The organism is Rothia sp. P7208 (assembly GCF_048512915.1).
Taxonomy (GTDB): Bacteria; Actinomycetota; Actinomycetes; order Actinomycetales; family Micrococcaceae; genus Rothia.
Map to the genome: position 1 here is coordinate 14,729 of NZ_JBLXXW010000004.1, position 23,680 is coordinate 38,408.

The window sequence follows — 23,680 nt, forward strand, 5'->3', positions numbered from 1 at the left end:
ATACTTTAGGACGTGAGAGGATATAAAACCCCGTTCATCTCATTATATGAAATATTGTGTCTGGTGTGAAACATCATCAGCCAAACACCACCACACAACTACTTAATCGTAGCTATCGTCGCACCAGCTGAAACCGTATCACCGGCCTTAAGCTTCAAACCACTAATCTTCCCCGAACGATGAGCCGTAATCGGCTGTTCCATCTTCATCGCTTCCAAAACAACAACAAGATCCCCCTCAGAAACCTTATCCCCGTCCTTAAGAGCAACCTTGACAATAGTGCCTTGCATCGGCGAAGTTAACTCATGAGAATTAACTGCAGCAGTACGAGAGCCCCCACGTTCTTTACGCTTCTTGGCCGTTGGCGCAGGCTTAGCAACCGAACCCAAAGACTGAGGAAGAACAACCTCAAGACGCTTACCATTGACCTCAACCACCACATGATGACGCTGTTCGCTCTGCTCATCTACAGAACCAGCCGCCCCATCATAAGGAGCAATCGTGTTATTAAACTCCGTCTCAATCCAGCGTGTATGCACACTAAAAGGAGAATCACCCTCAGGTGCAAATGCTGGGTCGGAAACCACCACACGATGAAAATTCGTTACAGTCGGCATACCCTCAACTACCAGTTGAGATAACGCACGACGAGAACGCTCTAACGCCTGCTGACGCGTCGCCCCCGTAACAATGAGCTTGGCAAGCATCGAATCAAAAGAACCGCCAATTACATCGCCCTCAACAACGCCAGAATCCCAACGAACACCAGGACCAGTAGGAATCACAAGCTTCTCAACAGTACCGGGAGAGGGCATAAAAGAACGACCCGCATCTTCACCATTAATACGGAACTCAAACGAATGCCCATGCAAAACAGGGTCAGAATATCCAAGCTCCTCACCGCGAGCAATACGGAACTGCTCTCGAACAAGGTCAATACCAGAGACCTCCTCAGAGACAGGATGCTCCACCTGCAAACGAGTATTAACCTCCAAAAAGGAAATCGTCCCATCCACACCAATCAAGAACTCACACGTACCCGCACCCTGATAACCAGCCTCCTGCAAAATTGCGCGAGAAGAATCATAAAGACGCTGCTGCTGCTGTGCCGAAAGAAACGGAGCTGGAGCTTCCTCCACCAATTTTTGGTTACGACGCTGCAAAGAACAATCTCGTGTAGACACCACCACAACATTGCCATGGGCATCAGCTAAACACTGCGTCTCAACGTGACGTGGCGAATCCAAAAAACGCTCAATGAAACACTCCCCACGACCAAAAGCAGCCGTTGCCTCACGTACAGCAGACTCATAAAGTTCAGCAATCTTTTCACGCTGACGAACCACTTTAATACCGCGCCCACCACCGCCAAAAGCAGCTTTAATCGCTAGAGGAAGACCGAACTCATCAGCAAAATTCTCTACCTCAGCCACAGAAGATACAGGATCTTTAGTGCCAGGAACCTGAGGGGCACCAACCTTATCGGCAATATGACGGGCCGCAACCTTATCACCTAACAAGGTAATTGACTCAGGTGAAGGCCCAATCCATGTCAAACCCGCATCAATGACACGCTGAGCAAACTCAGCATTCTCCGACAAAAAACCATAACCGGGGTGAACCGCGTCAGCACCAGAACGCTCCGCAACACTGAGAATCTTATCCATGACCAGATAAGAATCTGAGGCAGTGCTACCACCTAAAGAATAAGACTCCGTCGCTAACTTAACATGCAACGCATCACGATCAGAATCAGCATAGACCGCAACGGTGCTGATACCCTCATCTTCAGCAGCACGAATAACACGAACCGCAATCTCACCACGATTCGCCACTAAAACCTTAGAAACAGAACCTGTGTGACGACCTGGTACGCTCACAAACTGCCCACGTAGACGTTCGGTGTTTTTGCTCAATGAAAAAGCTCCTTGCCACCCCAAAGAGGTTAGCTACATTCTTCTGCGACAAGCACAAATAAAGATTATGGTTGAGAAAAGTCTACATTCTTATGACGTCAGCAGAGCTCTTCTCTTAGCCGATAGTACCGAAAAAACAGAAGATTTTTGAAAAATTATGCCGTTTTCGTCCAAAAATCGGTGATAGAAAGACCTAAATCAGCCAACATATCCTTAAGAGCATTCACCGACAAACCCACCACTGTGTGATACTCACCCTCAATACCACGGATAAAAGCAGACCCAAAGCCATCAATCGTAAACGAACCAGCCACAGCAAGCGGCTCACCCGTCGCCACATACTCATGAATCTGCTCATCTGAAAGAACATCACAATGCACCGTAGCAGTACGTAACTCAGACGAAGAACACCCCTGCACCACACGAGTATCAACCAACCAATGCCCCGTGTGCAACAACCCCGAAGCACCACTGAACAACCGCAGACGCTCAACAGCAATATCCGCACTATGAGGCTTACCATAAGCAACCCCATCTAACTCAAAAACAGAATCACACCCTAAAACAAGAGCCCCCGGAACATCCAAAGAACGAGCAACATCCTCCGCCTTAGCCCGTGCTAAAAGCAACGCAACCTGAGCCGGAGTCAGCTCACCCAAACCTTTAACATCAGCATCCTTTTGAGCACGAGCCACAACAGCATCCTCATCCACTGATGAGACACAAACCTGAAAATCAAGACCCGCATCACGAAGAAGTTTCTGACGAGCAGGAGAAGAAGACGCTAAAACTAAAATTGGCTCAGGAACAGATACCGAAGAAAAAGAAGTCATAACTACCAGTGTAGAAGTAACACCAGAAAGAACACCTACCTGAACATCAAAAGATGCCGGTAAATATCTTAGAAAAGATATATACCGGCACCTTCAAAAACTATCTTGACCTATCTAAGAGCGCAAGAACATATGCGTTCTTAAAGATCCAACGCCCTCTCCAAGCTATCAAGACCCATCGAACCAAGCTTCAACACACGAGTATGGAAATCACGGTCATCTTCTTGACGTGCCCGAGCCTTATCTCGCAACTGACCCCAAATGCGCTCGCCAATCTTATAGCTAGGAGCCTGACCTGGCCAACCTAAGTAACGAGCATATTCGAAGTTCAGCTGTCCCTCAGAAAGGTCTAGATTTGCCTTGAGGAATTGGTATCCGCTCTCTGCATCCCAGACACCAGCAGGAACACCGAGCTCCTTTACCCAGCGGTCTGGAATCTCAAGACCACAGTGCACACCAATATCGAAGACTACGCGAGCTGCACGCATACGCTGATTATCAAGCATGCCCATACGATCGCCCGGATCTTCTAAGAAGCCAAGCTCTTGCATCAAACGCTCAGCATAAAGAGCCCAACCTTCACCATGACCAGAAACCCAAACACCATTAGCACGCCACTGGTTAAGAGTCTGAGACATGGCAGTTGCTACAGAAAGCTGCAGATGATGCCCCGGCACACCCTCATGGTAGACCGTCGAAACCTCACGCCATGTACCGAAAGTTTCTTCTCCTTCAGGAACAGACCACCACATACGACCGGGGCGCTCAAAATCGGGGGAAGGACCAGTGTAGTAGATACCGCCTTCTTGAGTGGGAGCAATCATGCACTCTAGCTCGCACATGGCGCCACCAATATCAAAATAATCGCCGGCAAGAGTCTCCACCGCACGATCTGAGAGGTTCTGCATCCACGCTTTTAGCTCTTCAGTACCGTGCAAAGTGCGTTTAGGGTCAGCATCAAGAACAGCCTTTGCCTCCTCGATGGAAGCACCTGGTTTAATCTGCTCAGCAACTTCTTTCTGCTCGTCAATAATACGTTCTAGCTCTTGAACGCCCCACGCGTAGGTGTCCTCAATATTAATCTTTGAACCAAGGAATTGGCGAGAATACAAACGGTAACGATCAATACCTACTGCATCTTCTATAGGGGCTACTGGCAGAAGAGTCTTACGAAGATAAGAGTTAAGGGTACGGTATCCCTCAATAGCAGCGTCTGCTCCTTCTTGCGCCTGCAACGCCAAATCAGGGGCATGATGTGCAACTTCTTCTTGAAGCTTTTGGAAAAAACCATCTTCAGCAATATACGCATCGGTTTGCTCAATGACGATTTCGACCTGTCGACGTGCCGCAACATTTCCACGTTCGCGTGCATCTTCCAATGTACGAATATAGTCGTCAATTGCAGCAGGAACATTCTTCATGCGTCCTGCAATATGTGCCCAATGTTCAGGAGTCTCACGATTCATCAAATCAAAAATTGAGCGGATGTTTTGCGAAGCAGAGGCAATGTTATTGACTTCCCACGTGCCTAACCCTGCTTCATGCAATTCAAGTTCAAGACCGAGACGCTCTTGCATCGCATCAATGGTGACCTTATCAACATCATCAGCGGGTGTTGCTTGTTCAAGACGAGTGAGTGTCTGACGAATCAGCTCGATAGATTTCTCACGACCTTCAGGAGAGAACACATCACCGTATTCTGTCTCACGGCCGGTACGTCCGGCTAAAGTTGCAGATGATGGATCTAGCTGAAGAGTTGCCTCATAATATTCATTAGCGATAGCGTCTACAGGTGTGCTCTGGCGTTCTTGGCGGTAAACCGCAGGAATGGTATCAAATTTCGACATGCCTCCATTCTACTCGTTAACCCTTTTGTGAAGGCAAGCACAGTCCAAAATCTTAAGCTCAGAAAAGGAAGAGCCTCAGAACAATCCTCTAGGGCCTACATGGGGCGAGCACGACGCCAAGAACCAGGGCCAGGGCGTAACCGAACTCCTAGACTCTGACCACGTAATAAACGCCGCTGCCATTGCCCCATCGACGGTTTCTGCTGTTGTTGATGAGACTGAGCCACAGCAATTAAAACAGTAGATAGGGCTGCGAGTTCTTCTTCTGTTGGGTTACCTGAAATGACCGAAAAAAGTGGTTCTTGCTCTACTTCTGCATGGGATTCTTGCTGCTCTGAGGAGCGACGAGAGCCAAGAGAAAACGCAAAACGTAGCGAAGAACTAGCCATCATAAACTCCAAAAATATACAGAACAGAAAAACCAACAGGGTACAACTTCGATTACAAGGGGATATTTCCGTGCTTTTTCGCCGGTTGTGTCTCACGTTTATCGCGAAGAGCATGTAACGCACGAATCAGACGTATGCGTGTCTCGCAGGGAGCAATAACCTCATCAACATAGCCCAGCTCTGCCGCCTGATAAGGGTTGAGCAGCTCTTGTTCATATTGTGATACCAATTCTTCTCGTCGTGCCTCAACATCTCCTTGAGCCTGTGCGACTGACGCCAACTCACGACGATACAAAATATTGACAGCACCCTGTGCACCCATCACGCCAATCTGCGCGGTTGGCCACGCAAGGTTAATATCGGAGCCAAGCTTCCGTGAACCCATCACAATATAGGCACCGCCATAGGCTTTACGCGTAATGACTGTTACCAGAGGAACCGTTGCTTCAGCGTAGGCATAGAGCAGTTTTGCGCCACGGCGAATAATGCCGTTGAATTCTTGATCTTTGCCCGGTAAGAACCCCGGCACATCAACAAAAGTCACCACAGGAATATTAAAAGCATCGCAGGTTCGAACAAAACGTGCAGCTTTCTCCGAAGCGTTAATATCCAACGTTCCAGCAAACTGTACCGGCTGGTTAGCGACAATACCTACGGTGCGTCCCTCAATACGGGCATAACCAACCATCACATTAGGTGCGTAGAGCGCCTGCAGAGGCAAGAAATGGCCATCATCTACAACCGTTTCAATAACGGTACGCATATCATAGGGCTGGTTAGCTGAGTCAGGGATAAGAGTGTCTAAAGAATAATCTTCGTCTACGAGGTCTTCTTCCTGAGTGTGCTCCACTATTAGAGGTTCCGAAAGATTATTTGTGGGTAAAAATTCGAGGAGTTCTCGTACGAAGTCAAAAGCGTCTTCTTCATCTTCAGCAAGATACGCTGAGGTTCCTGTAACAGCGTTATGCTGATGCGCCCCACCAAGGGTCTCCATATCAACGTCTTCGCCGGTCACTGTTTTAATAACGTCAGGTCCGGTGATGAACATGTGTGAGGTCTTATCAACCATGATGATGTAATCTGTCAAGGCAGGGGAGTAGGCTGCACCGCCGGCGCAAGGACCTAAAATAACAGAAATCTGGGGAACTACTCCTGAAGCGCGAACATTCATACGGAAAATGTCGGCAAACATCGCTAATGAAGCGACACCTTCTTGGATACGTGCTCCGCCACCATCGTTAATACCAACTACTGGGCATCCGTTATCGAGGGCAAATTTTTGTACTTTAACAATTTTTTCGCCGTTAACCTGTGAAAGAGAACCTCCATATACGGTGAAGTCTTGCGAATATACTGCTACAAGACGACCGTCTACTGTTCCATAACCACAGACGAGGCCATCACCTAATGGGCGTTTTTTCTCCATACCGAAAGCTGTGCTGCGGTGTCGGGCAAAAGCATCAAATTCTACGAAAGAGCCTTCATCAAGGAGTATGTCAATACGTTCTCGTGCGGTGTTTTTGCCCCGACTATGTTGACGATCTACTGCTTCTTGTCCAGAAGGCATATAGCTTTTTTCTCGACGATCATAGAAGTCTGCGAGCTTACCTGCAGTTGTACTCAAATCGTGTGTAGAAGATTCTTCTGCTGTGCTGTGGTGATTCATAGACACGGGACATCCTTGACTGTGGGCATTCACTAACGTCACCGTACTAAGGCACAGCTAGTTTGGTGAATAATATGATGCCCTCAACTATAGGATGTTTCTTGAGACGAAAATACCCGATAAGTACTTATCTCGTCACAAAAATAACAAAATATGTTGAGGGCATCGTGCTATTTGTAATAGCTGGTCAGACTAGCAGCCTAAAGAACCTAAAACGGGGTTCCACTCGCGTACACAATAAGAGAGCACTGCTCCACCACGATACATCGGGTCTTGGCTGATATATTGATGAACCTCATCTGCAGAAGATGTGTTAAAGAGCAGCATAGCCCCTGGAGTTTCACCACCTACATAAGGGCCAGAAGCAATAATGATTCCTTGTTCAACAAGGGAACCTAAATATAGACGGTGCTCTGGCCGGTATTTTTCTTGTTCTTCTGCTGGAGCGTAGTTATAAGTGCAGATAAAGATACTCATTGGTTTTCTTTCTGTTTCCGGCTGGACGAGAGATTCATGTAGGCAACCCAGAGGAATACTGCAGAAAACGGGAAGTACCAAGGCTTTCCAAGAAAGCCGAGAATAATGCCTGTTACTGCGGTAATTATTGCCAATAGTGCAATAACTTGTTTGCTTGTCATGATATTTTTCCTTTGCTAGAGTCAGGGGGTAACGCCCTCCCGCCCCTGATTAGTAGATTTATTCAGGAGCGGGAGGGTTTTACTTACCGGTTTCGCTTATTCGCACGAACTGCACAATATGCGCAAAACTGTGGTCCACAATAGAGCCGAGAATTCTCATTTGCCTCTGTACTCTCCACCATAAAAGACTTTATATCATTCGCCAGTAGAAGACATCAGAAAATACGCTATGGAATAATGGCTTCAAAACCTCATTCGTATGAGGCTCAACAACTTCAAGAGAGAACACTACCCATGAGTGTACCGATACAAACCCTCGATAACTACCTCAAATACGAGGTAAGCCGTACCCCATCTAACGCTCCATACCACCAATACCGACAAGTTCTCCTCCTCGATACCGTTCCCTCAACCAACCTCTACGCTCATGAACTCTTAACATCGGCGGATTCCTTACAAAACCGGCGATGGGGCGAACTTTCCGTGATCGCAACAACACAACAAACGCACGGAAAAGGCCGACTCAATAGAGAATGGGTTGCCCCTGAAGGTAGCTCTCTTTGCGCATCATTGATGATTCGTCCACACGCTAACCCCGCTCACCGTATCGCATCCGAACAATACCACTGGTTCACCGTACTCCTCGCTCTGGCTGCAATTGACACACTCAACTTTTGGGGCATTGAAGCTCACCTCAAATGGCCTAACGACGTGCTCATTGGCGACAAAAAATGTTGCGGAATACTAGCTCAAATCGCGGTAGAATCTGCTGAAAATCTTTCAGCAATAGTTGGTATCGGAATGAACATTAACCTTGAACCAGAAGATTTCCCTGTTCCAACAGCAACTTCTGTTCTTGCTGTAACCCAGACACCGCGAAGTCTTGACGAAGGACTCGAGAAACTCTGCGAAAACTTTGCTCAACGATATGAAGATTTTGCTCGTGTCAACGGCGTCCCCTCTGCCTTACAACGACACGGAATTAGCCTCATGGATAGCGTCCGAACCAAAATGTCTACACTCGGTCAACGAGTTGCCATAGAGCTACCCGACGGGCAGAAAATACATGGTGTCGCAGAAGATATTAACGAAGATGGGGAAATCATCATCACAACAGACTCCGGAGCATCCCAAAGCTATGCAGTCGGCGACGTGATTCATCTGCGTCGAGCATAGAAAGACTATCTTTTTTAGTATTGCTGAGACAAGAGACCGTTCATTGCCGTAAGATAAGTGAGCTATGAGACTACGAGGAAATCTTCTAGAGGGAGAATCGGTGCGAGTTGCAACCAGAATGCATCGGTATTGCCTGCTACCTCCAATGTTGTATTTTCTGCTCAGCGTATTCTGCGTCAACTTTGCCTCTGCTATAAGTACAGCTAGCTTCATCTGGTCGTTCCTCGGATATCTGTTAACAGCCGTGTTTTTGTATCAGATGTTTAAACGTCTCAACCGGTATTTTTCAACCCAATACTTCATCACAACCCACCGGCTCATTATCCAGCGCGGGTGGAGAAATAATCGTTCTGTTTCGATTGGCTTCACAAACATTATTAGCTGCGCTGTTCAAGGAGCGTGGCTTGGATCTACAAAAATTGGAAAGCTGATGGTTCACACCCCAAGAGGTTCTCTTGTGCTGCAGCGTGTTCCCCGTCCTCAAGCATTTTCGGAGCAACTGAATCAAGCGTGTCAAGAATTTAACGCTTATAACAATGACGGTTTAGCGCCATATATATAGTTCCACATCGTAAGATGGTGAACAGTTTTTCGTCATTCTTCGTATTACTCTCCACAAGTAGAGTATTGTAAGTCACAGAGTAAGTTTTTATTGTCTCAACGAGAGCATGAGAAAGGATAGTCCCGTGGAAAAACCGGCACCTGGATCAGACGATAATCTTCATCCAGGGCCTCTGGAAGAAGAATTCGAATATTCAAATAACCGCGTACAAAGCAACGTCTATCGCACTAAAGAAGACCGTGAAGCGGTAAAAGCCCTCGAAAAATTTCTCCTCGGCACACAGCGAAACCTCACGAGTAAAGAAGTCATAGAACAGGCTGGGTCAACACCTCTATTAGCAAGCAAAATTTGGCACGCACTGGGAATACCAGATATTTCCGAAAACGAAGTATACTTCACTGGAGCAGACGCCGAAGGCCTCAAAAAAGTTGTTGAACTAACCGACAAACACGGTTTAGACCTCGAAACAACAGTGTCAATCGCCCGCTCCATGGGGCAATTGACAGATCGAATCGTTGCGTGGCAAATCGAAGAAATCGTCGATGACATTTCAAAACAACAAGGTCTCAGCGACGGTAAAGCACGTCAAGAGCTTCTGAAAGTACTACCAGAACTCATCACAACGTTACAAGAGATACTCTCCTACACTTACCGCAGACAATACAACGCTGGAGTGCTACGACTAGCACTGCGTAACGAAGAAGGAATCTCCGAGAACCGTGTTGATTTGCCTCTACTGCGCGGTATTGGTTTTATCGATTTAGTCTCTTATACGACCCTCTCATGTCAGATGAATGAGAAAACACTCGGTAAACTCGTCAAAACTTTTGAGCAACGTTGCGCAGAAATCATAGCGGTTGGTGGTGGACGAATCATCAAAACTGTTGGGGATGAAGTTCTCTTCCTGACCGAAACACCAGATGCTGCCGCACGTATTTCATTAGCCTTATCTAAAGCAATTGAAGAACATCCAGACCTCCCGCACACTCGCGTTGCGTTCGTGTGGGGACGTATCCTTCCCAAGCTAGGAGACGTCTACGGGCCTACTGTAAATCTCGCTGCACGCTTAGTAGGTGTCGCAGATGCTGGTATGGTACTTACCAATGACGATACTGCCCAAACATTAAAAGATGATGGACGTTTCCGCTTCACACCACAGCCAAAACGCAGCGTTCGAGGCTTCGGAGACATAACGCCTATAGCTGTTGAATCAGCTACCGGCAACGAATTGGAGATCGACGTAGAATGACCGCACAAAAACTAACAACTTTCTCTGGAAGCGCCACCGACGTTGGTGCTTACCGAGACAATAACGAAGACTCATTCTCTGTAGTTGGCACATTGCACATCGTTGCAGACGGGATGGGCGGGCACGAAGCCGGTGAACATGCAAGCCGACTTTGCGCACGGACCATCGCCTATAACCACTTATTCTCTCGCCCCTGCGGTATGACAGATGCTGAGCAAGAGAACTACGCGCGAGAACTTGCCGCAGAAGACAACGCCTCTACCGATAGCAATCAGGGGCTTCTCGGGCGACGTCGTAAAAAGACCACAGCCTTAAACCGGCAAATCATGAGGACTCTTGAACATATCCGTTCCATTATTGGTGAGTCAGACGAACGTATCAAAGAGATGTTCTCTCAGCGTGCTGGTACAACCGTAACCGGTGCTTGGCTGACGAACATTGGCGACCAGTACATGTGGTTCATCTTCAACGTAGGTGATTCTCGTACCTATCGTCTCGTACGTGAAGAAGACGTCGAAACAGACGCACATAACATGTCTTTCTCTGCAGGAAGCGTTGAAGGGATCACCCTAGAACAAATCACCGTAGACCACTCTGAAGTGCAATACCTTGTAGATACCGGACAAATTACTGCGATGGAAGCGCTTACACACCCTCGTCGAAACGTTATTACACGTGCGCTGGGAACTGGAAACTACTGGGAACCAGATTTTTGGGTGATTCCTGCTCATGAAGGAGACCGTTTGATGCTCTGTTCAGACGGCTTATCTGGCGAGTTGTCTCACGATTATATGGCGAGAGTATTAGCAACTGTCGAACATCCTCAAGATGCCGCAGAAGTGCTTCAAACGGCGGCGCTACGGGCTGGCGGTCGAGACAATATTACCGTTGTTGTTGCTGATGTCGTGACGGAAAAAACAGCTCAGGAAAGAGCTGAGCATCTCAAGGCGCTTACCTCAACAGAACAGCACCATATTGTGAGCTCTGCAGAAGAATATCAATCTCAATCTACGACAGTGGCGGAACAAGAGTCCTATCACGATGAGAGAGAATTACGCTAAAGTAATTCTTGAGGATATTTCGGGTTAACCCCCAGAGGAAAGTCCCTAACTACTGATTAAATGTAGTTAGGGGCTTTTCTATGAACGAAATACTCTTAAGCCACCCCTCAACAGACGAAACCATATGCGTTGGTCAATGCGAATACTGGCGTAACACAGCGCCTGTGAACCTTGGAGAAGAAGATGGACTCTACCTCAACTGAACAATCTAGTGAACCAATAACAGCTGAGCTACAAGAGCACTATATTGCTTTGATGGAGAGAATCCGTCAGGCTCAAAAAAAGTATTTTGTAGACGACGAACCAATTCTCTCTGACAAAGAATATGATGAGCTTTTTGTTGAGCTTGAAAAACTTGAAGCCTTGTATCCTCAGCTGATTTCTCAAGATTCACCAACCCAGCAGGTTGGGGCAGAACCATCTTCTATCTTCGCTCCAGTTGTTCATATCAGTCGCATGTATTCGCTTGAAGATGTCTTTTCTATCCCTGAACTAGAACAGTGGCTTAGCAAAACTGAACAGAACGCGCACCTTAGTGGGCTATCCTCTGTTCGTTGGCTAACAGAATTAAAAATTGATGGTCTAGCAGTTAACCTGTTGTATCGTCATGGGGAACTTGTACGGGCAGCTACCCGTGGTGATGGAACAACGGGGGAGGACGTTACTCATAACGTTCTTACTATTGGGACTATCCCTCGTAAACTTTCCGGTGAAGGCCACCCCGAAGAAGTTGAAATTCGCGGAGAGATTTTTATTTCTTCTCAAGATTTTCTGGCTCTTAACGAACAGATGATTGCTCAAGGTAAAGCACCTTTCGCAAACCCCCGCAATGCGGCTGCTGGATCGTTACGTCAAAAAGATGCGAAAGTGACTGCTCGCCGTCCTCTATCAATGTATGTGCATGGTATTGGTACGCATCAAGGGCTTTCAGTAGATTCTCAATATGAGACGTATGCTCTTCTTGAGCAATGGGGGCTTCCGGTGAGTCCCTATACTGAGCTGTTCTCCGATACTCAGCAAATTCTTGAATTCATTGAACGCTATGGTCAGCAACGTCATTCTCTTGCGCATGAGATTGATGGAATCGTTGTCAAAATTAATGATTTTTCGACACAAGAACGCTTAGGCTACACTTCTCGTGTTCCTCGTTGGGCCGTTGCTTATAAATATCCGCCTGAAGAAGTTCATACAAAACTTCTTGATATCCGTGTTGATGTAGGGCGTACCGGACGTGTGACTCCTTATGGTGTCATGGAGCCAGTAAAAGTGGCTGGTTCGACGGTTGAACGTGCAACGTTACATAACCAAGACGTTGTTAAGGCTAAAGGTGTTCTAATTGGTGATACCGTTGTGCTGCGTAAAGCTGGAGACGTTATTCCAGAAATTGTGGGGCCTGTGATTGCTTTGCGCGATGGTAGCGAGAAGGCTTTTGAGATGCCTCGGAAATGCCCTTCTTGCGGTGAGCCGTTAGCGCCTGCTAAAGAGGGTGACGTTGATATTCGTTGTGTTAATGCTCGCTCTTGCCCTGCTCAGCTGACAGAACGCGTTTATCATGCTGGAAGTCGTGGTGCGTTTGATATTGAGGCATTGGGTTTTGAAGCGGCTAAAGCGTTGACTGCTCCTGCTGAGCCTGATGTTGCTCCTCTTGTTTCTGAAGCGTTTTTATTTGATCTTCGCGCAGAAGATCTTGCCGATGTGAAAATACGACGTGAGAAGAAAAAGCGTGGGGTTCTTAGCGGAGAGTATGAGCTTGTCCCATATTTTTATACGCGTGGTACAGCGAAGAAACCTTCTGCCGTTAACGCAAATACAAAGAAGCTTTTTAAAGAGTTAGAGAAAGCAAAAGAACAGCCGTTATGGAGAGTTCTTGTTGCGCTGTCGATTCGACATGTAGGCCCTACTGCCGCACGTGCTCTTGCAACTGAGTTTGGTTCTATGGAAGCTATTGAAAATGCCTCTGAAGAGCGTTTAGCGGTTATTGATGGGGTAGGTGCAGTAATGGCTCGCTCTATTAAAGAATGGTTTGCGGTGGATTGGCATCGTGAAATTATTGAGCGGTGGGCTGCGGCTGGAGTGCGTATGGCTGATGAACACGACGAGACTTTGCCTCAAACATTAGCTGATTTATCTATTGTTGTGACGGGTACTCTAAAAGATTTCTCACGTGATTCTGCTAAAGAAGCTATTATCGCTCGTGGTGGTAAAGCTGCAAGTTCTGTATCGAAAAAGACTCATTATGTTGTTGCGGGTGATGCTGCCGGTTCTAAGTTGGATAAGGCGGAGTCTTTGGGTGTTCCGGTAGTAGATGAAGACGGCTTTAAAATGCTTCTTGCGGAGGGCCCTGCTGCTTTAGAATAGAAGCTTCTACCGTTGGGATAACAAAATATCTTAGTTTTTCGTAGAGTGTCGTAAAGAAAATTAAAAAATTTTTTTCGTGGTTTTTGCGCGGGAAATGTTGCGATTTGATAACGAAAATAACGAAATGGTAAAGACGACCTTCACGGTTATCCTTCCCTGAAATACGCGGATTTTGAGGAGTTATTTTTCTTATTTAAACAAAAAATAAGAGAATTTCCTGATTGTGATAAAAAGTAGACTGATAAATGGCGCGAGAACACGATGACCCATCAATGAGGTTGTACGAACCCAAATCGTTACGTTATCGTTATCCATGAACGCAATCCCGTACCTACGGGAAAAATACATTTCAGGGCTGGAAGAAGCCTTGAACTATATGCCGGGTTTTGCCGCACACCTGAGTCCGTCTACAGGGCAAAACCTCAATAGATACCCAATAAGCATCTACGGGTAGACGGCAACGCATTGAAGCCAAGGGATTGGTGGAGCGTTAGGTGGCCTACACTTGGAGCATTGTGAAAAAGACTTCCATTCGCCAAAACGTAACCCGTTCCGCAGCTGCACTAGCAGTAAGCGGTGTCGCCGCAGCATCTTTTGCAGTAGCACCTGCACAAGCAGCTCCTCTCCAAGCATGGGAAGCGCTATCTCAGTGTGAGTCCGGTGGCAACTGGTCTATCAACACCGGCAACGGCTTCTACGGTGGCCTACAGTTCACCCAGTCTTCCTGGAATGCTGCCGGCGGTAGCGGGTCTCCCCAGTACGCTTCTAAAGCAGAGCAGATTCGCGTTGCTGAAAACCTCCTTCAGATGCAAGGATGGGGCGCATGGCCTGCATGTGCAGCTAAGCTCAACCTTTACGCATACGGAACTGCCGGCGCACCTGCTGCCGTAGCTCCAGCTCCTGCACCAGCACCAGCTGTTGTTGAAGCACCTGCTCCAGCACCAGCACCCGTAGCAGCACCTGCACCAGCACCCGTAGCAGCACCCGTAGCAGCACCTGCACCAGCACCCGTTGCTCCTCAGTCTGAAGCAGTTGTTGAATACACCGCTCCAGCTCCTGCACCAGCACCAGCTGTTGTTGAAGCACCTGCTCCAGCACCTGCACCCGTAGTAGCACCTGCACCCGTTGTAGAGTCCACTCCCGCTCCTGCACCTGTAGCAACCGCTGGCACCTACACCGTTAAGCCTGGTGATACCCTCTCCGGTATCGCATACCAGCTAGGTCTTCCTTCCTACCAGGTAATTGCTGACGCAAACAAAGACATCATCGCTAACGTAGACCTCATCTACCCAGGTCAGGTTTTCGTTATCCCAGCTCTCTAATATCGAGATAATCTCCATTAGGTAGCATAAAGACTTCGCTTTCTTCCTCAACTCATTGAGGAAGAAAGCGAAGTCTTTTCTTTAACCTCACTGAGTTCTTTGAGAGAACCTGCCACATATCCTCAAGAGAACTGCCTAAAGTGAGTCCAGAGAGATAAACTAGAAAAGAAAACTTTTGTCCACTACGGAGAATCTATGTCTGACATCACCCGTGAGACAGTTGCGCACCTAGCGGAACTGGCACACATCGAAATGACGGATACCGAACTAGAAGCAATGGCACAGGAACTCGGCGTCATCGTCGAATCCGTCAAATCTGTTTCTGAAGCAGTATCCGACGATATTCCAGCAACATCACACCCCATCCCACTACAAAACGTCTTCCGAGAAGACGTCGTAGAGGAAACCCTCAGCGCAGAAGAAGCGCTCTCCGGGGCACCTGATGCAGAAGACGGAAAATTCAAAGTCCCAGCAATTCTCGATGAGGACTAAGGAAAAACTATGAACGAACTCATTAAACTCTCTGCTGCAGAACTCGTCGAAAAACTTAAGACTCGCGAAATCTCTTCAGTAGAAATCACCCAAGCACACCTAGACCGTATCAAAGCAACCGACGGGCAAGCTCTCGACAGCAACGACCGTTCCGCAGGAAAAGACGGACTCAACGCCTTCCTCCACACCAACGAAGAAGAAGCACTAGCAACCGCTCAAAGCGTTGACAAAGCCCGCGCAGCCGGCGAAGAACTCCCCGAACTAGCAGGCGTTCCCATCGCTATCAAAGACCTCATTGTCACCAAAGGACAACCCACCACCGCAGCATCTCGCATGCTCGAAGGTTGGATGAGCCCCTACGACGGTACCGTCACCCAAAAAGTTCGCCAAGCACGTATGCCCATCCTCGGCAAAACCAACCTTGACGAATTTGCAATGGGATCATCCACCGAACACTCCGCTTTCGGCGTCACCCGCAACCCATGGGCATTAGACCGTATCCCAGGCGGCTCCGGTGGTGGCTCCGCAGCAGCAGTGGGTGCTTTCCAAACACCTCTGGCATTAGGAACCGATACTGGAGGTTCCATCCGACAGCCAGCAGCCGTCACCGGAACCGTTGGCGTTAAACCAACCTACGGTTCTATCTCACGCTACGGTGTTATCGCTATGGCATCCTCCCTAGACCAAGTAGGTCCTTGCTCCCGCACCGTTCTTGACGCAGCATTACTTCACGAAGCCGTCGCAGGATACGACCGCCACGACTCAACTTCTTTGAACGAGCCGGTTGGCCCCTACTCTGAACAAGCACGGGAAGGTGCCCGAGAAGGAAGCCTAGCCGGAATCCGTATTGGCGTCATCAAAGAGCTCACTGGTGAAGGCTTCCAAAACGGTGTTACTGCACGCTTTAACGAGTCACTAGAATTACTTAAAGAAGCTGGCGCCCATATTATTGAGGTCTCTTTGCCATCGGTCAAAGAGGCTCTTGGCGCGTACTACCTCATCATGTCTTCTGAGGTTTCCTCAAACCTCGCCAAATATGACGGCGTACGTTACGGGCTTCGTGTACTACCAGAAGACGGCCCACTGACCATCGAACGTGTCATGGCAGCAACCCGTGCCGCAGGATTCGGCGCAGAAGCAAAACGCCGTATCATTCTCGGAACATACGCCCTCTCTGCAGGCTACTACGACGCCTACTACGGTTCAGCTCAAAAAGTTCGCACCCTCATCCAACGCGACTACGCTGCAGCCTTTGAACAATGCGATGTCCTCGTCTCACCAACAGCACCTACCACCGCATACAAACTCGGTGAAAAAACTGACGGTGACCCCATGGCAATGTACCTAGGCGATATCGCAACTGTACCTACCAACCTTGCGGGCGTTCCATCACTATCTCTACCAGCTGGACTAGCTGACGAAGACGGCATGCCCGTAGGTATCCAATTCACCGCCCCAGCACACGAAGACGCACGTCTTTACCGTGTTGGTGCAGGGCTCGAAACCCTCTTGAACAACACCTGGGGTGCCCCACTATGGACACAGATGCCCGACACCGAATCACTGATTCGCGATTTTAACTTTGGGGGAGCGAAATAATGTCTGAAGAAACCCTAAGCTTCGAAGAAACAATCGAAAAATACGACCCAGTATTAGGCTTTGAAGTTCACGTAGAACTCAACACCAAAACAAAAATGTTTGATGCTGCGCCCAACGAATTTGGCGATACACCAAACACCAACGTCACCCCCGTATCCCTCGGGCTACCTGGTGTGCTTCCCGTCGTCAACGGAAAAGCTGTAGAATCTGCCATCAAATTGGGTCTTGCACTAGGCTGCGAGATTGCACCAATTTCGCATTTTGCGCGTAAAAACTATTTTTACCCAGATACCCCTAAAAACTTCCAAACCTCACAATACGATGAGCCTATCGCCGCGAATGGCTCTCTCGATGTTGAACTTGAAGACGGAACAATCTTCACCATCGACATCGAACGTGCCCACATGGAAGAAGACGCCGGAAAACTCACCCACAAAGGCGGCGCAGATGGCCGTATTCAAGGTGCAGACTTCTCCCTCGTAGACTACAACCGAGCAGGCGTTCCTCTCATCGAAATCGTGACCCGACCTATCGTTGGGGCAGGAGAACGAGCACCAGAACTCGCACGAGCCTACGTGGCAGCTATCCGCGAAATCGTCAAAAACTTAGGAATTTCCGATGCGCGTATGGAACGTGGAAATGTCCGCTGTGACGCAAACGTTTCCCTCATGCCTAAAGGAAGCAGCACCTTTGGAACTCGCTCTGAAACAAAGAACGTCAACTCCTTACGCTCTGTAGAACGTGCTGTTCGATATGAGATTCAACGACATGCAGCTGTTCTAGAATCTGGACAAAAAGTCGTTCAAGAAACCCGTCACTGGCACGAAGACACCCGTGAAACCTCACCGGGGCGTCCCAAATCAGACGCTGACGACTACCGGTACTTCCCAGAGCCAGACCTCGTTCCCGTGGTTACCGATAGCGAATGGATTGAACGTCTACGCGCAGAACTGCCAGAACCCCCTGCAGAACGCCGTCGCCGTCTCAAAGCAGAATGGGGATACTCTGATGAAGAGTTCCGTGACGTTGTCAACGCTGGGGCAATGGACGCAATTGAAGAGACCGTCGCTGCAGGCGCTAGCCCAACGGTAGCGCGTAAATGGTGGATGGGAGAAATCTCTCGCCTCGCAAAAGTTCGTGAAACCGAACTGCTCGAGCTTGGTGTGAGCGCACAAACCGTTGTGGAACTTAACCACCTCATTGAGAGCAAAAAAATCAACGATAAAATTGCTCGACAAGTTCTCGAATTCGTCCTTGACGGTGAAGGAACACCCAGCGAAATCGTTGAAAAACGCTCTCTAGCAGTTGTTTCTGACGACGGTGCACTCAGCGGCGCTATCGACGATGCCCTTGCTGCAATGCCTGACGTTGCAGAAAAGATTCGTGGTGGCAAAGTTCAAGCTGTCGGTGCAATCGTGGGTCAAGTGATGAAAGCGACCCGCGGACAAGCAGACGCCGGACGTGTACGAGAACTCATCCTCGAAAAACTTGGCGTAGAACTCTAAGCCTCTTACACCTGGCTGAACACAAAAGCGGTGGTGTTGCCTCCAACGAGGCAACACCACCGCTTTTGTTATATACCGAAAAACCAGAAATATTATTGGTCTAATAAGTAAGTCAGCGCAAAAGCGTACTCCCACGCAATATCACGCCACGCAGTGTAACGGCCTGAACCGCCACCGTGCCCACCATCCATCTCAATTTTCAAGAGAGGAGTCACTGAGTCTGCAGAAATCATTTTACGTAGTTGAGCTACCCACTTCGCTGGCTCAACATATAACACACGAGTATCGTTAAAACTCGTCACTGCAACAATCGGTGGATACTTGACGTGACGGATATTCTCGTATGGAGAATAAGACTTCATATACTCGTATACTTCGGCATCCTCAATAGGGTTACCCCATTCCTCCCACTCCAAAGCAGACAACGGAAGATCTGGATCAAGAATAGTTGTCAACGCATCCACAAACGGAACACCTGCGATAGCAGCACAATACTTCTCGGGAGCAAGATTCAGAACCGTACCAATGAGCAAACCGCCAGCAGAAGCACCAGAAATAGCAATCTTCTTCTGATCAACCCACGGGCGTTGCCCTAAGAACTCCGTAACATCAACAAAATCAGTAAAAGTATTCTTCTTCTGAAGTTTCTTACCATCTTGATACCACTGGCGTCCCATTTCGCCACCACCACGAATATGTGCCACCACATAAATCACGCCACGATCTAGAAGCGACAACCTCGCTATAGAGAAATAAGGATCTATCGACACCTCATAGGAACCATAACCATACTGGAACACAGGATGCTGCTGAGACAAATCAAGATCAGCACGATGAATAACAGAAATAGGAATCATCGCACCATCACGGGCAGGTGCCCACATGCGATACGCCTGATAATCCTCAGCATGATAATCGCCTAATACGGGGGTCTCACGGCGAAGAATAAGCTCCTGAGTACGCGGAAAATAGTCATAGATTCGAGGGGGAGTCACCCACGACGTGTACGAAATACGAATGACCGGCGAATCAATAGAAACATGAGAAACACCAGTCGTATAAATTTCCTCCACAAAACCGGTCGGCTCACTAAAAACAACCCCCGCATTCGACTGCGAACGCAACAAGGCACGCAAACGGTCTAAATCGGCAAGAAAAACTCGTACCGTCGTATTCTCACGAGCCGTCACCACAAGATGAGTTGACGAAAAATCAAACCCCTCAATACGCACCTCAGAACGATGAGGCATAACTTTAAGCCATAACTGACGGTACTGCTCAAAAGGCTGAGACGTTGGATAAGGGGCAAGCACAATTTCTGAGTTAAGAGCGTCAGCATCATGCATGATGAGAACATAAGGCACACCATCAATACGAATAGGCTCAACACCGTATTGCACACGATGCTTCTTACCAATAACCAACAAAGGCTCAGCCGACATATCTTGAAGCGGAACTAAACGAACCTCCGAAAACTCAGAAGAAAATGACGTAATAACGATATGAGTCCGGTCAGCAGAAAGAGCGCTGCTAAGCCACATCGCATTGTCATGCTCGGTGAAAAGAACACAATCTTCTTCCCCCGCACCAATACGGTGAGCCCGTATCTCATATGGGCGCCATGACTCATCGACAAGAGAATAAATAAGGGTTGATGCATCAGGAGTCAAATATGCGCCACTAAAAATACCGGGCAAAGTCTCCTCTGAAAGAGTCAACGTCTCTAAATCTAAGAAATACTGGGTATAGCGTTCATCGCCAGAATCATCAACACCAAAGCTCAACAAAGAACCGTCTAACGAAGGCGAAAAAGACCCAAGAGAAAAGAACGGCAACTCTCGTGCAAACTCATTACAATCAAGAATGACCTGCTCTTGATCAAGAGGAACACCCGCCTGAACCTGCGGAGGAGAAAACATCTCCACCTCACCACCGTCTACCAAAGCAGGCACACGACAAAATACAGGGTACTGTTCACCCTCAACCGTCCGCGAAAAATACCACCAATCTCCATGGCGAGAAGGAACAGAAAGATCCGTCTCTAAGGTGCGCTCCTTAATCTCCTGAAAAATACTTTCACGAAGTGCTTGCTGTGACTGAGTGGACTGCTCTGTATAAGCATTTTCTGTATTGAGGTACTCCACCACCTCAGAATCGTCCTTAGCACGAAGCCACTCATAATGGTCAATAAACGTATCGCCATGATGAACACGTGAAGACTCCACACGCTTCGTAACAGGTGCTTGAGACATGAAATGTACCTCCGAAAAGAAAAATAGATAATGCGCCCTTAAAACAACGCGACATGAGAACTATTCTAAAGACAAAATATGACGAAACAAGACAAACTACCGCATTAGAACGTAAAGAAGAAGAAACGGCTCGACCCACAACAAACCACTCAGATACGATAACAACACGGTCAAGAGCGCTAATACCAAGACTCAGCTTATTAGCCGGCAACCCTCCACTCGCGGCGGGGTGCCACTGAGACAGACCCGGCACCAGAAAAACACTCTTAGACGGTGCAAGCGCGGGAGCAGTACGCACTACCTCCTCAACATAAGAGCCTGCACACCAAACAGGCAACACACCAGAGGAAACAACAGTGCAGATACAGCCCCAATCTACTACAACAATAGTTATTGGAGCATCTATGAGTACCCCAACAACACTCACTTACCAACACCACACAACCATCGAGACACTACCCCTAGAATCAGGGCACACACTACCTAACGCAACTATCGCCTACGAAACATGGGGAAACCTCAACAAACACAAAGACAACGCCGTGCTCATCTTGCACGCCTTAACAGGAGACACCCACGTCGCCCACAATGAGCACAACACTACTTCCGGCTGGTGGGAAGACCTCGTTGGAGCAGGAAAAACCATCGACACAAACACCTACTTTGTAGTAGCACCGAATATTCTCGGCGGCTGTAACGGAAGCACCGGAGCACACAGCACACACCCACACAAACAACCCCCACAACCATGGGGGTCATCCTTCCCAAAACTTACCGTACGAGACACCGTACACGCAGAAAAACATCTAACAGAAGCACTCGGCATCACACAATGGGCACATGTTATAGGAGGATCCCTCGGAGGAGCACGAGCCTTAGAATGGGCCATCACCTACCCCGAAAACGTACGTCACTGCGCCGTCATCGCCTCCGGTGCATACACCACCGCAGAACAACTAGCCTGGGCACAAGCACAAAACCTTGCTATCCGCAGTGACCAACACTTCTACGGAGGCGACTACTACGATAAACAACCTCCCAGCCAAGGACTAGGGATAGCTCGACGCATCGCACATATCACCTACCGAACCTCAGAAGAACTCCACACCCGATTTGGGCGCACACAACAAACACAAAACAGTACACAATACAGCGTGGAATCATATATGGACTACCATGCACACAAACTTGTGCAACGTTTTGACGCAAATAGCTACCTCAGCATTAACGAAATACTCATGAGCCACGACATCACCCGAAATCGTGGAACATTACACCAAACACTGCAACGAAGCCAATGCACATGGACTATCGCCTATGTGCACAATGACAGACTCTTCTACCCAGAACAATCACGTGAATTAGCTAGGGCCTTACCCCAACCGGTACAAGCACAAGCTATCTACTCTCCAGCTGGACACGACGGATTCCTCCTAGAGACAAAACAACTACAAAAAATCCTAGAACCAGTTCTAAAACAAGGCAGAAAACCCCACTAACAACACGAAAAGAAACAAACCCGGCATCGCCCTATTAGCCTAACAATAAGCTACTGACTGCTATTCTTCAGAAGAAAATTCCTCGTGAGATAGGGGAGAAGACGACGCTAAAAGTACCCCATCACAATCGACCATGGTACGGCGCTGGGAGCCATGAGTACGCACGTTAAATCCCTGCTCCATACTCTTGTCACTATAAATAAGAGTGAGCAGTCCATCTCCAGCGGCTAAGACACACCGTTCCCACAGATTATCTCGAACACGAGCCGAAACATTACCAACAAAAACACCCACCGATACTTCAGAAAGAAACCGTGTTAAATACCCATGTACATGCTGAGGTAAAGAAACCGTGGTGAGAACAACAAACATTATTGTCCCCTTCGACCATATTGAGTGTGACCAGTTACTTCCTCGCCTCTATCACTAATCAGACGATCATCATCACGATGCGGTAATTGCGGGCTATACACCTCTATCAACGTTTTCACCATACCCTGCAAAACATTCTGACGTACCAACTCCCGACGAACAGCACGCCTAATATCTTCTGCAATATTCTCACTACTCGAGAACGAAAAAGCTAACGGAATACTTAAAGAAGGCTTATAAAGATCCGCAAGGTCATACAATAAAGAACGAATATCACCACGATGGATCACCCCTAAAGCAGGGTTCAAACCCAAGGCTGCACAAGCCGAAGCAGCACAACCATACAAAATCGAATGAGCCAGATTCAACGCAACATTAACATTATCCGTTGCTGAAACATCACGTTTAAACCCCTGAACACCATGTTTCTTAGCCTGCTCTCGATATAGATTGCGTATCGTCCGGCCCTCTAAACCACGCATCGTCGCAATAGAACCACCCGGCATTTTCTCAATACCTAGCTGCTTTTTATACAGAATAAGAGCCGCTTGCTTTTGAAATTTCTCTTGGGCAACAGTACATGCCTGAGCAATAGCCCAACGAGCAGAAGAAGTCAGCGGCGTAGCATGAGAATATGCTGGTACACCGCCACCACCAGAGAACAGTACCGTGACACCTGCCCTCGTGCACGAGGTGATTGCTGGCTGAGAAATACTCGTCCCAGGACCTAACATCAAAACAGCAAGACTACTCACCGGCAATTGTATTTTTTGCCCCGCAAGTTTTTCAGAACCCCGCTCCGAACCCCACGCAACAACACCTGTTTTCTCTTGTTTAATAACGCAATACTCTAAGTAAAGAAAAGACACTCGATCTTCTAAACGAACCTGATGAGAAGCCGGTATCGTCGAAAAAGCTAAAGCCTCATCCGAATAAGCCATAAG

Annotated in this window: 21 protein-coding genes and 1 riboswitch; of the genes, 11 read left to right on the forward strand and 10 right to left on the reverse strand. The window is 48.1% G+C overall.

All coding sequences use genetic code 11. The annotated features are described in order from the left end of the window. Nucleotides 1-98 precede the first annotated feature (98 nt). The 7 genes from ACN084_RS05320 to ACN084_RS05350 all read right to left on the reverse strand — a co-directional run bounded on the left by ACN084_RS05320 (nucleotide 99) and on the right by ACN084_RS05350 (nucleotide 7,289). A complete protein-coding gene (locus tag ACN084_RS05320; RefSeq protein ID WP_419106136.1) occupies nucleotides 99-1,916 on the reverse strand; it encodes an acetyl/propionyl/methylcrotonyl-CoA carboxylase subunit alpha in 1,818 nt (605 codons plus the stop codon). A gap of 155 nt (nucleotides 1,917-2,071) precedes the next feature. Then, the gene (locus ACN084_RS05325) at nucleotides 2,072-2,749 is read right to left on the reverse strand and encodes a Maf family protein (protein WP_419106137.1); all 678 of its coding nucleotides are present in this window, start codon (nucleotides 2,747-2,749) and stop codon (nucleotides 2,072-2,074) included. A gap of 140 nt (nucleotides 2,750-2,889) precedes the next feature. Further along, nucleotides 2,890-4,596, reverse strand: a complete 1,707-nt coding sequence (locus ACN084_RS05330) for a DUF885 domain-containing protein (protein WP_419106138.1) — start codon at nucleotides 4,594-4,596, stop codon at nucleotides 2,890-2,892. 95 nt (nucleotides 4,597-4,691) lie between these two features. Then, nucleotides 4,692-4,985, reverse strand: a complete 294-nt coding sequence (locus tag ACN084_RS05335; protein WP_419106139.1) for an acyl-CoA carboxylase subunit epsilon — start codon at nucleotides 4,983-4,985, stop codon at nucleotides 4,692-4,694. A gap of 52 nt (nucleotides 4,986-5,037) precedes the next feature. Continuing rightward, a complete protein-coding gene (locus tag ACN084_RS05340; protein ID WP_419106140.1) occupies nucleotides 5,038-6,651 on the reverse strand; it encodes an acyl-CoA carboxylase subunit beta in 1,614 nt (537 codons plus the stop codon). A 192-nt stretch (nucleotides 6,652-6,843) separates the two neighbouring features. Next, the gene (locus ACN084_RS05345; protein ID WP_419102111.1) at nucleotides 6,844-7,128 is read right to left on the reverse strand and encodes a YciI family protein; all 285 of its coding nucleotides are present in this window, start codon (nucleotides 7,126-7,128) and stop codon (nucleotides 6,844-6,846) included. Beyond that, complete coding sequence (locus ACN084_RS05350; protein ID WP_419102112.1) at nucleotides 7,125-7,289, reverse strand: hypothetical protein; 165 nt, start codon at nucleotides 7,287-7,289, stop codon at nucleotides 7,125-7,127. Before ACN084_RS05350 ends, ACN084_RS05345 begins: the two co-directional genes overlap by 4 nt. Nucleotides 7,290-7,526: 237 nt before the next feature. Here ACN084_RS05350 and ACN084_RS05355 point away from each other — a divergent pair, with 237 nt between their 5' ends. The 10 genes from ACN084_RS05355 (at nucleotide 7,527) to gatB (ending at nucleotide 18,613) form a co-directional block, all read left to right on the forward strand. Beyond that, nucleotides 7,527-8,465, forward strand: coding sequence for a biotin--[acetyl-CoA-carboxylase] ligase (locus ACN084_RS05355; protein ID WP_419106141.1), 939 nt, complete (start codon nucleotides 7,527-7,529; stop codon nucleotides 8,463-8,465). A 64-nt stretch (nucleotides 8,466-8,529) separates the two neighbouring features. Continuing rightward, nucleotides 8,530-9,027 carry a PH domain-containing protein gene (locus ACN084_RS05360; RefSeq protein ID WP_419106142.1) on the forward strand — a complete coding sequence of 166 codons (498 nt, stop codon included), beginning with the start codon at nucleotides 8,530-8,532 and terminating at the stop codon, nucleotides 9,025-9,027. 124 nt (nucleotides 9,028-9,151) lie between these two features. Beyond that, a complete protein-coding gene (locus tag ACN084_RS05365; RefSeq protein WP_419106143.1) occupies nucleotides 9,152-10,276 on the forward strand; it encodes an adenylate/guanylate cyclase domain-containing protein in 1,125 nt (374 codons plus the stop codon). Further along, the gene (locus tag ACN084_RS05370; protein WP_419106144.1) at nucleotides 10,273-11,337 is read left to right on the forward strand and encodes a PP2C family protein-serine/threonine phosphatase; all 1,065 of its coding nucleotides are present in this window, start codon (nucleotides 10,273-10,275) and stop codon (nucleotides 11,335-11,337) included. Before ACN084_RS05365 ends, ACN084_RS05370 begins: the two co-directional genes overlap by 4 nt. Before the next feature lie 80 nt (nucleotides 11,338-11,417). After that, complete coding sequence (locus tag ACN084_RS05375) at nucleotides 11,418-11,540, forward strand: hypothetical protein (RefSeq protein ID WP_419106145.1); 123 nt, start codon at nucleotides 11,418-11,420, stop codon at nucleotides 11,538-11,540. Then, entirely contained in the window at nucleotides 11,521-13,695 is a 2,175-nt protein-coding gene (ligA, locus tag ACN084_RS05380; RefSeq protein WP_419106146.1) for an NAD-dependent DNA ligase LigA, read from the forward strand. Before ACN084_RS05375 ends, ligA begins: the two co-directional genes overlap by 20 nt. Nucleotides 13,696-14,210: 515 nt before the next feature. Then, nucleotides 14,211-15,017: a transglycosylase family protein gene (locus tag ACN084_RS05385; RefSeq protein ID WP_419106147.1), complete on the forward strand. Its 807-nt coding sequence runs from the start codon at nucleotides 14,211-14,213 to the stop codon at nucleotides 15,015-15,017. Nucleotides 15,018-15,212: 195 nt separating this feature from the next. Next, nucleotides 15,213-15,509: an Asp-tRNA(Asn)/Glu-tRNA(Gln) amidotransferase subunit GatC gene (gene gatC / locus ACN084_RS05390; RefSeq protein WP_419102121.1), complete on the forward strand. Its 297-nt coding sequence runs from the start codon at nucleotides 15,213-15,215 to the stop codon at nucleotides 15,507-15,509. Nucleotides 15,510-15,518: 9 nt separating this feature from the next. Beyond that, nucleotides 15,519-17,108, forward strand: coding sequence for an Asp-tRNA(Asn)/Glu-tRNA(Gln) amidotransferase subunit GatA (gatA, locus tag ACN084_RS05395; protein ID WP_419106148.1), 1,590 nt, complete (start codon nucleotides 15,519-15,521; stop codon nucleotides 17,106-17,108). Further along, nucleotides 17,108-18,613: an Asp-tRNA(Asn)/Glu-tRNA(Gln) amidotransferase subunit GatB gene (gatB, locus tag ACN084_RS05400; protein ID WP_419106149.1), complete on the forward strand. Its 1,506-nt coding sequence runs from the start codon at nucleotides 17,108-17,110 to the stop codon at nucleotides 18,611-18,613. Before gatA ends, gatB begins: the two co-directional genes overlap by 1 nt. A gap of 92 nt (nucleotides 18,614-18,705) precedes the next feature. Here gatB and ACN084_RS05405 read toward each other — a convergent pair whose 3' ends face one another. Next, nucleotides 18,706-20,865: a S9 family peptidase gene (locus tag ACN084_RS05405; RefSeq protein ID WP_419106150.1), complete on the reverse strand. Its 2,160-nt coding sequence runs from the start codon at nucleotides 20,863-20,865 to the stop codon at nucleotides 18,706-18,708. A 168-nt stretch (nucleotides 20,866-21,033) separates the two neighbouring features. Beyond that, a riboswitch (SAM riboswitch) is annotated at nucleotides 21,034-21,153 on the forward strand. Between the two features lie 68 nt (nucleotides 21,154-21,221). Between ACN084_RS05405 and metX the strand changes: the two genes are divergently transcribed. Continuing rightward, entirely contained in the window at nucleotides 21,222-22,364 is a 1,143-nt protein-coding gene (metX, locus tag ACN084_RS05410; RefSeq protein ID WP_419106151.1) for a homoserine O-acetyltransferase MetX, read from the forward strand. Nucleotides 22,365-22,424: 60 nt separating this feature from the next. Here metX and cas2e read toward each other — a convergent pair whose 3' ends face one another. Together cas2e and cas1e are read right to left on the reverse strand one after the other, a co-directional pair. After that, nucleotides 22,425-22,736 (reverse strand): type I-E CRISPR-associated endoribonuclease Cas2e, encoded by a 312-nt coding sequence (gene cas2e / locus ACN084_RS05415; RefSeq protein ID WP_419106152.1) that lies wholly within the window; start codon nucleotides 22,734-22,736, stop codon nucleotides 22,425-22,427. Beyond that, nucleotides 22,736-23,677 carry a type I-E CRISPR-associated endonuclease Cas1e gene (cas1e, locus tag ACN084_RS05420; RefSeq protein ID WP_419106153.1) on the reverse strand — a complete coding sequence of 314 codons (942 nt, stop codon included), beginning with the start codon at nucleotides 23,675-23,677 and terminating at the stop codon, nucleotides 22,736-22,738. The genes cas2e and cas1e overlap by 1 nt, the downstream gene beginning before the upstream one ends. Nucleotides 23,678-23,680: the final 3 nt, after the last annotated feature.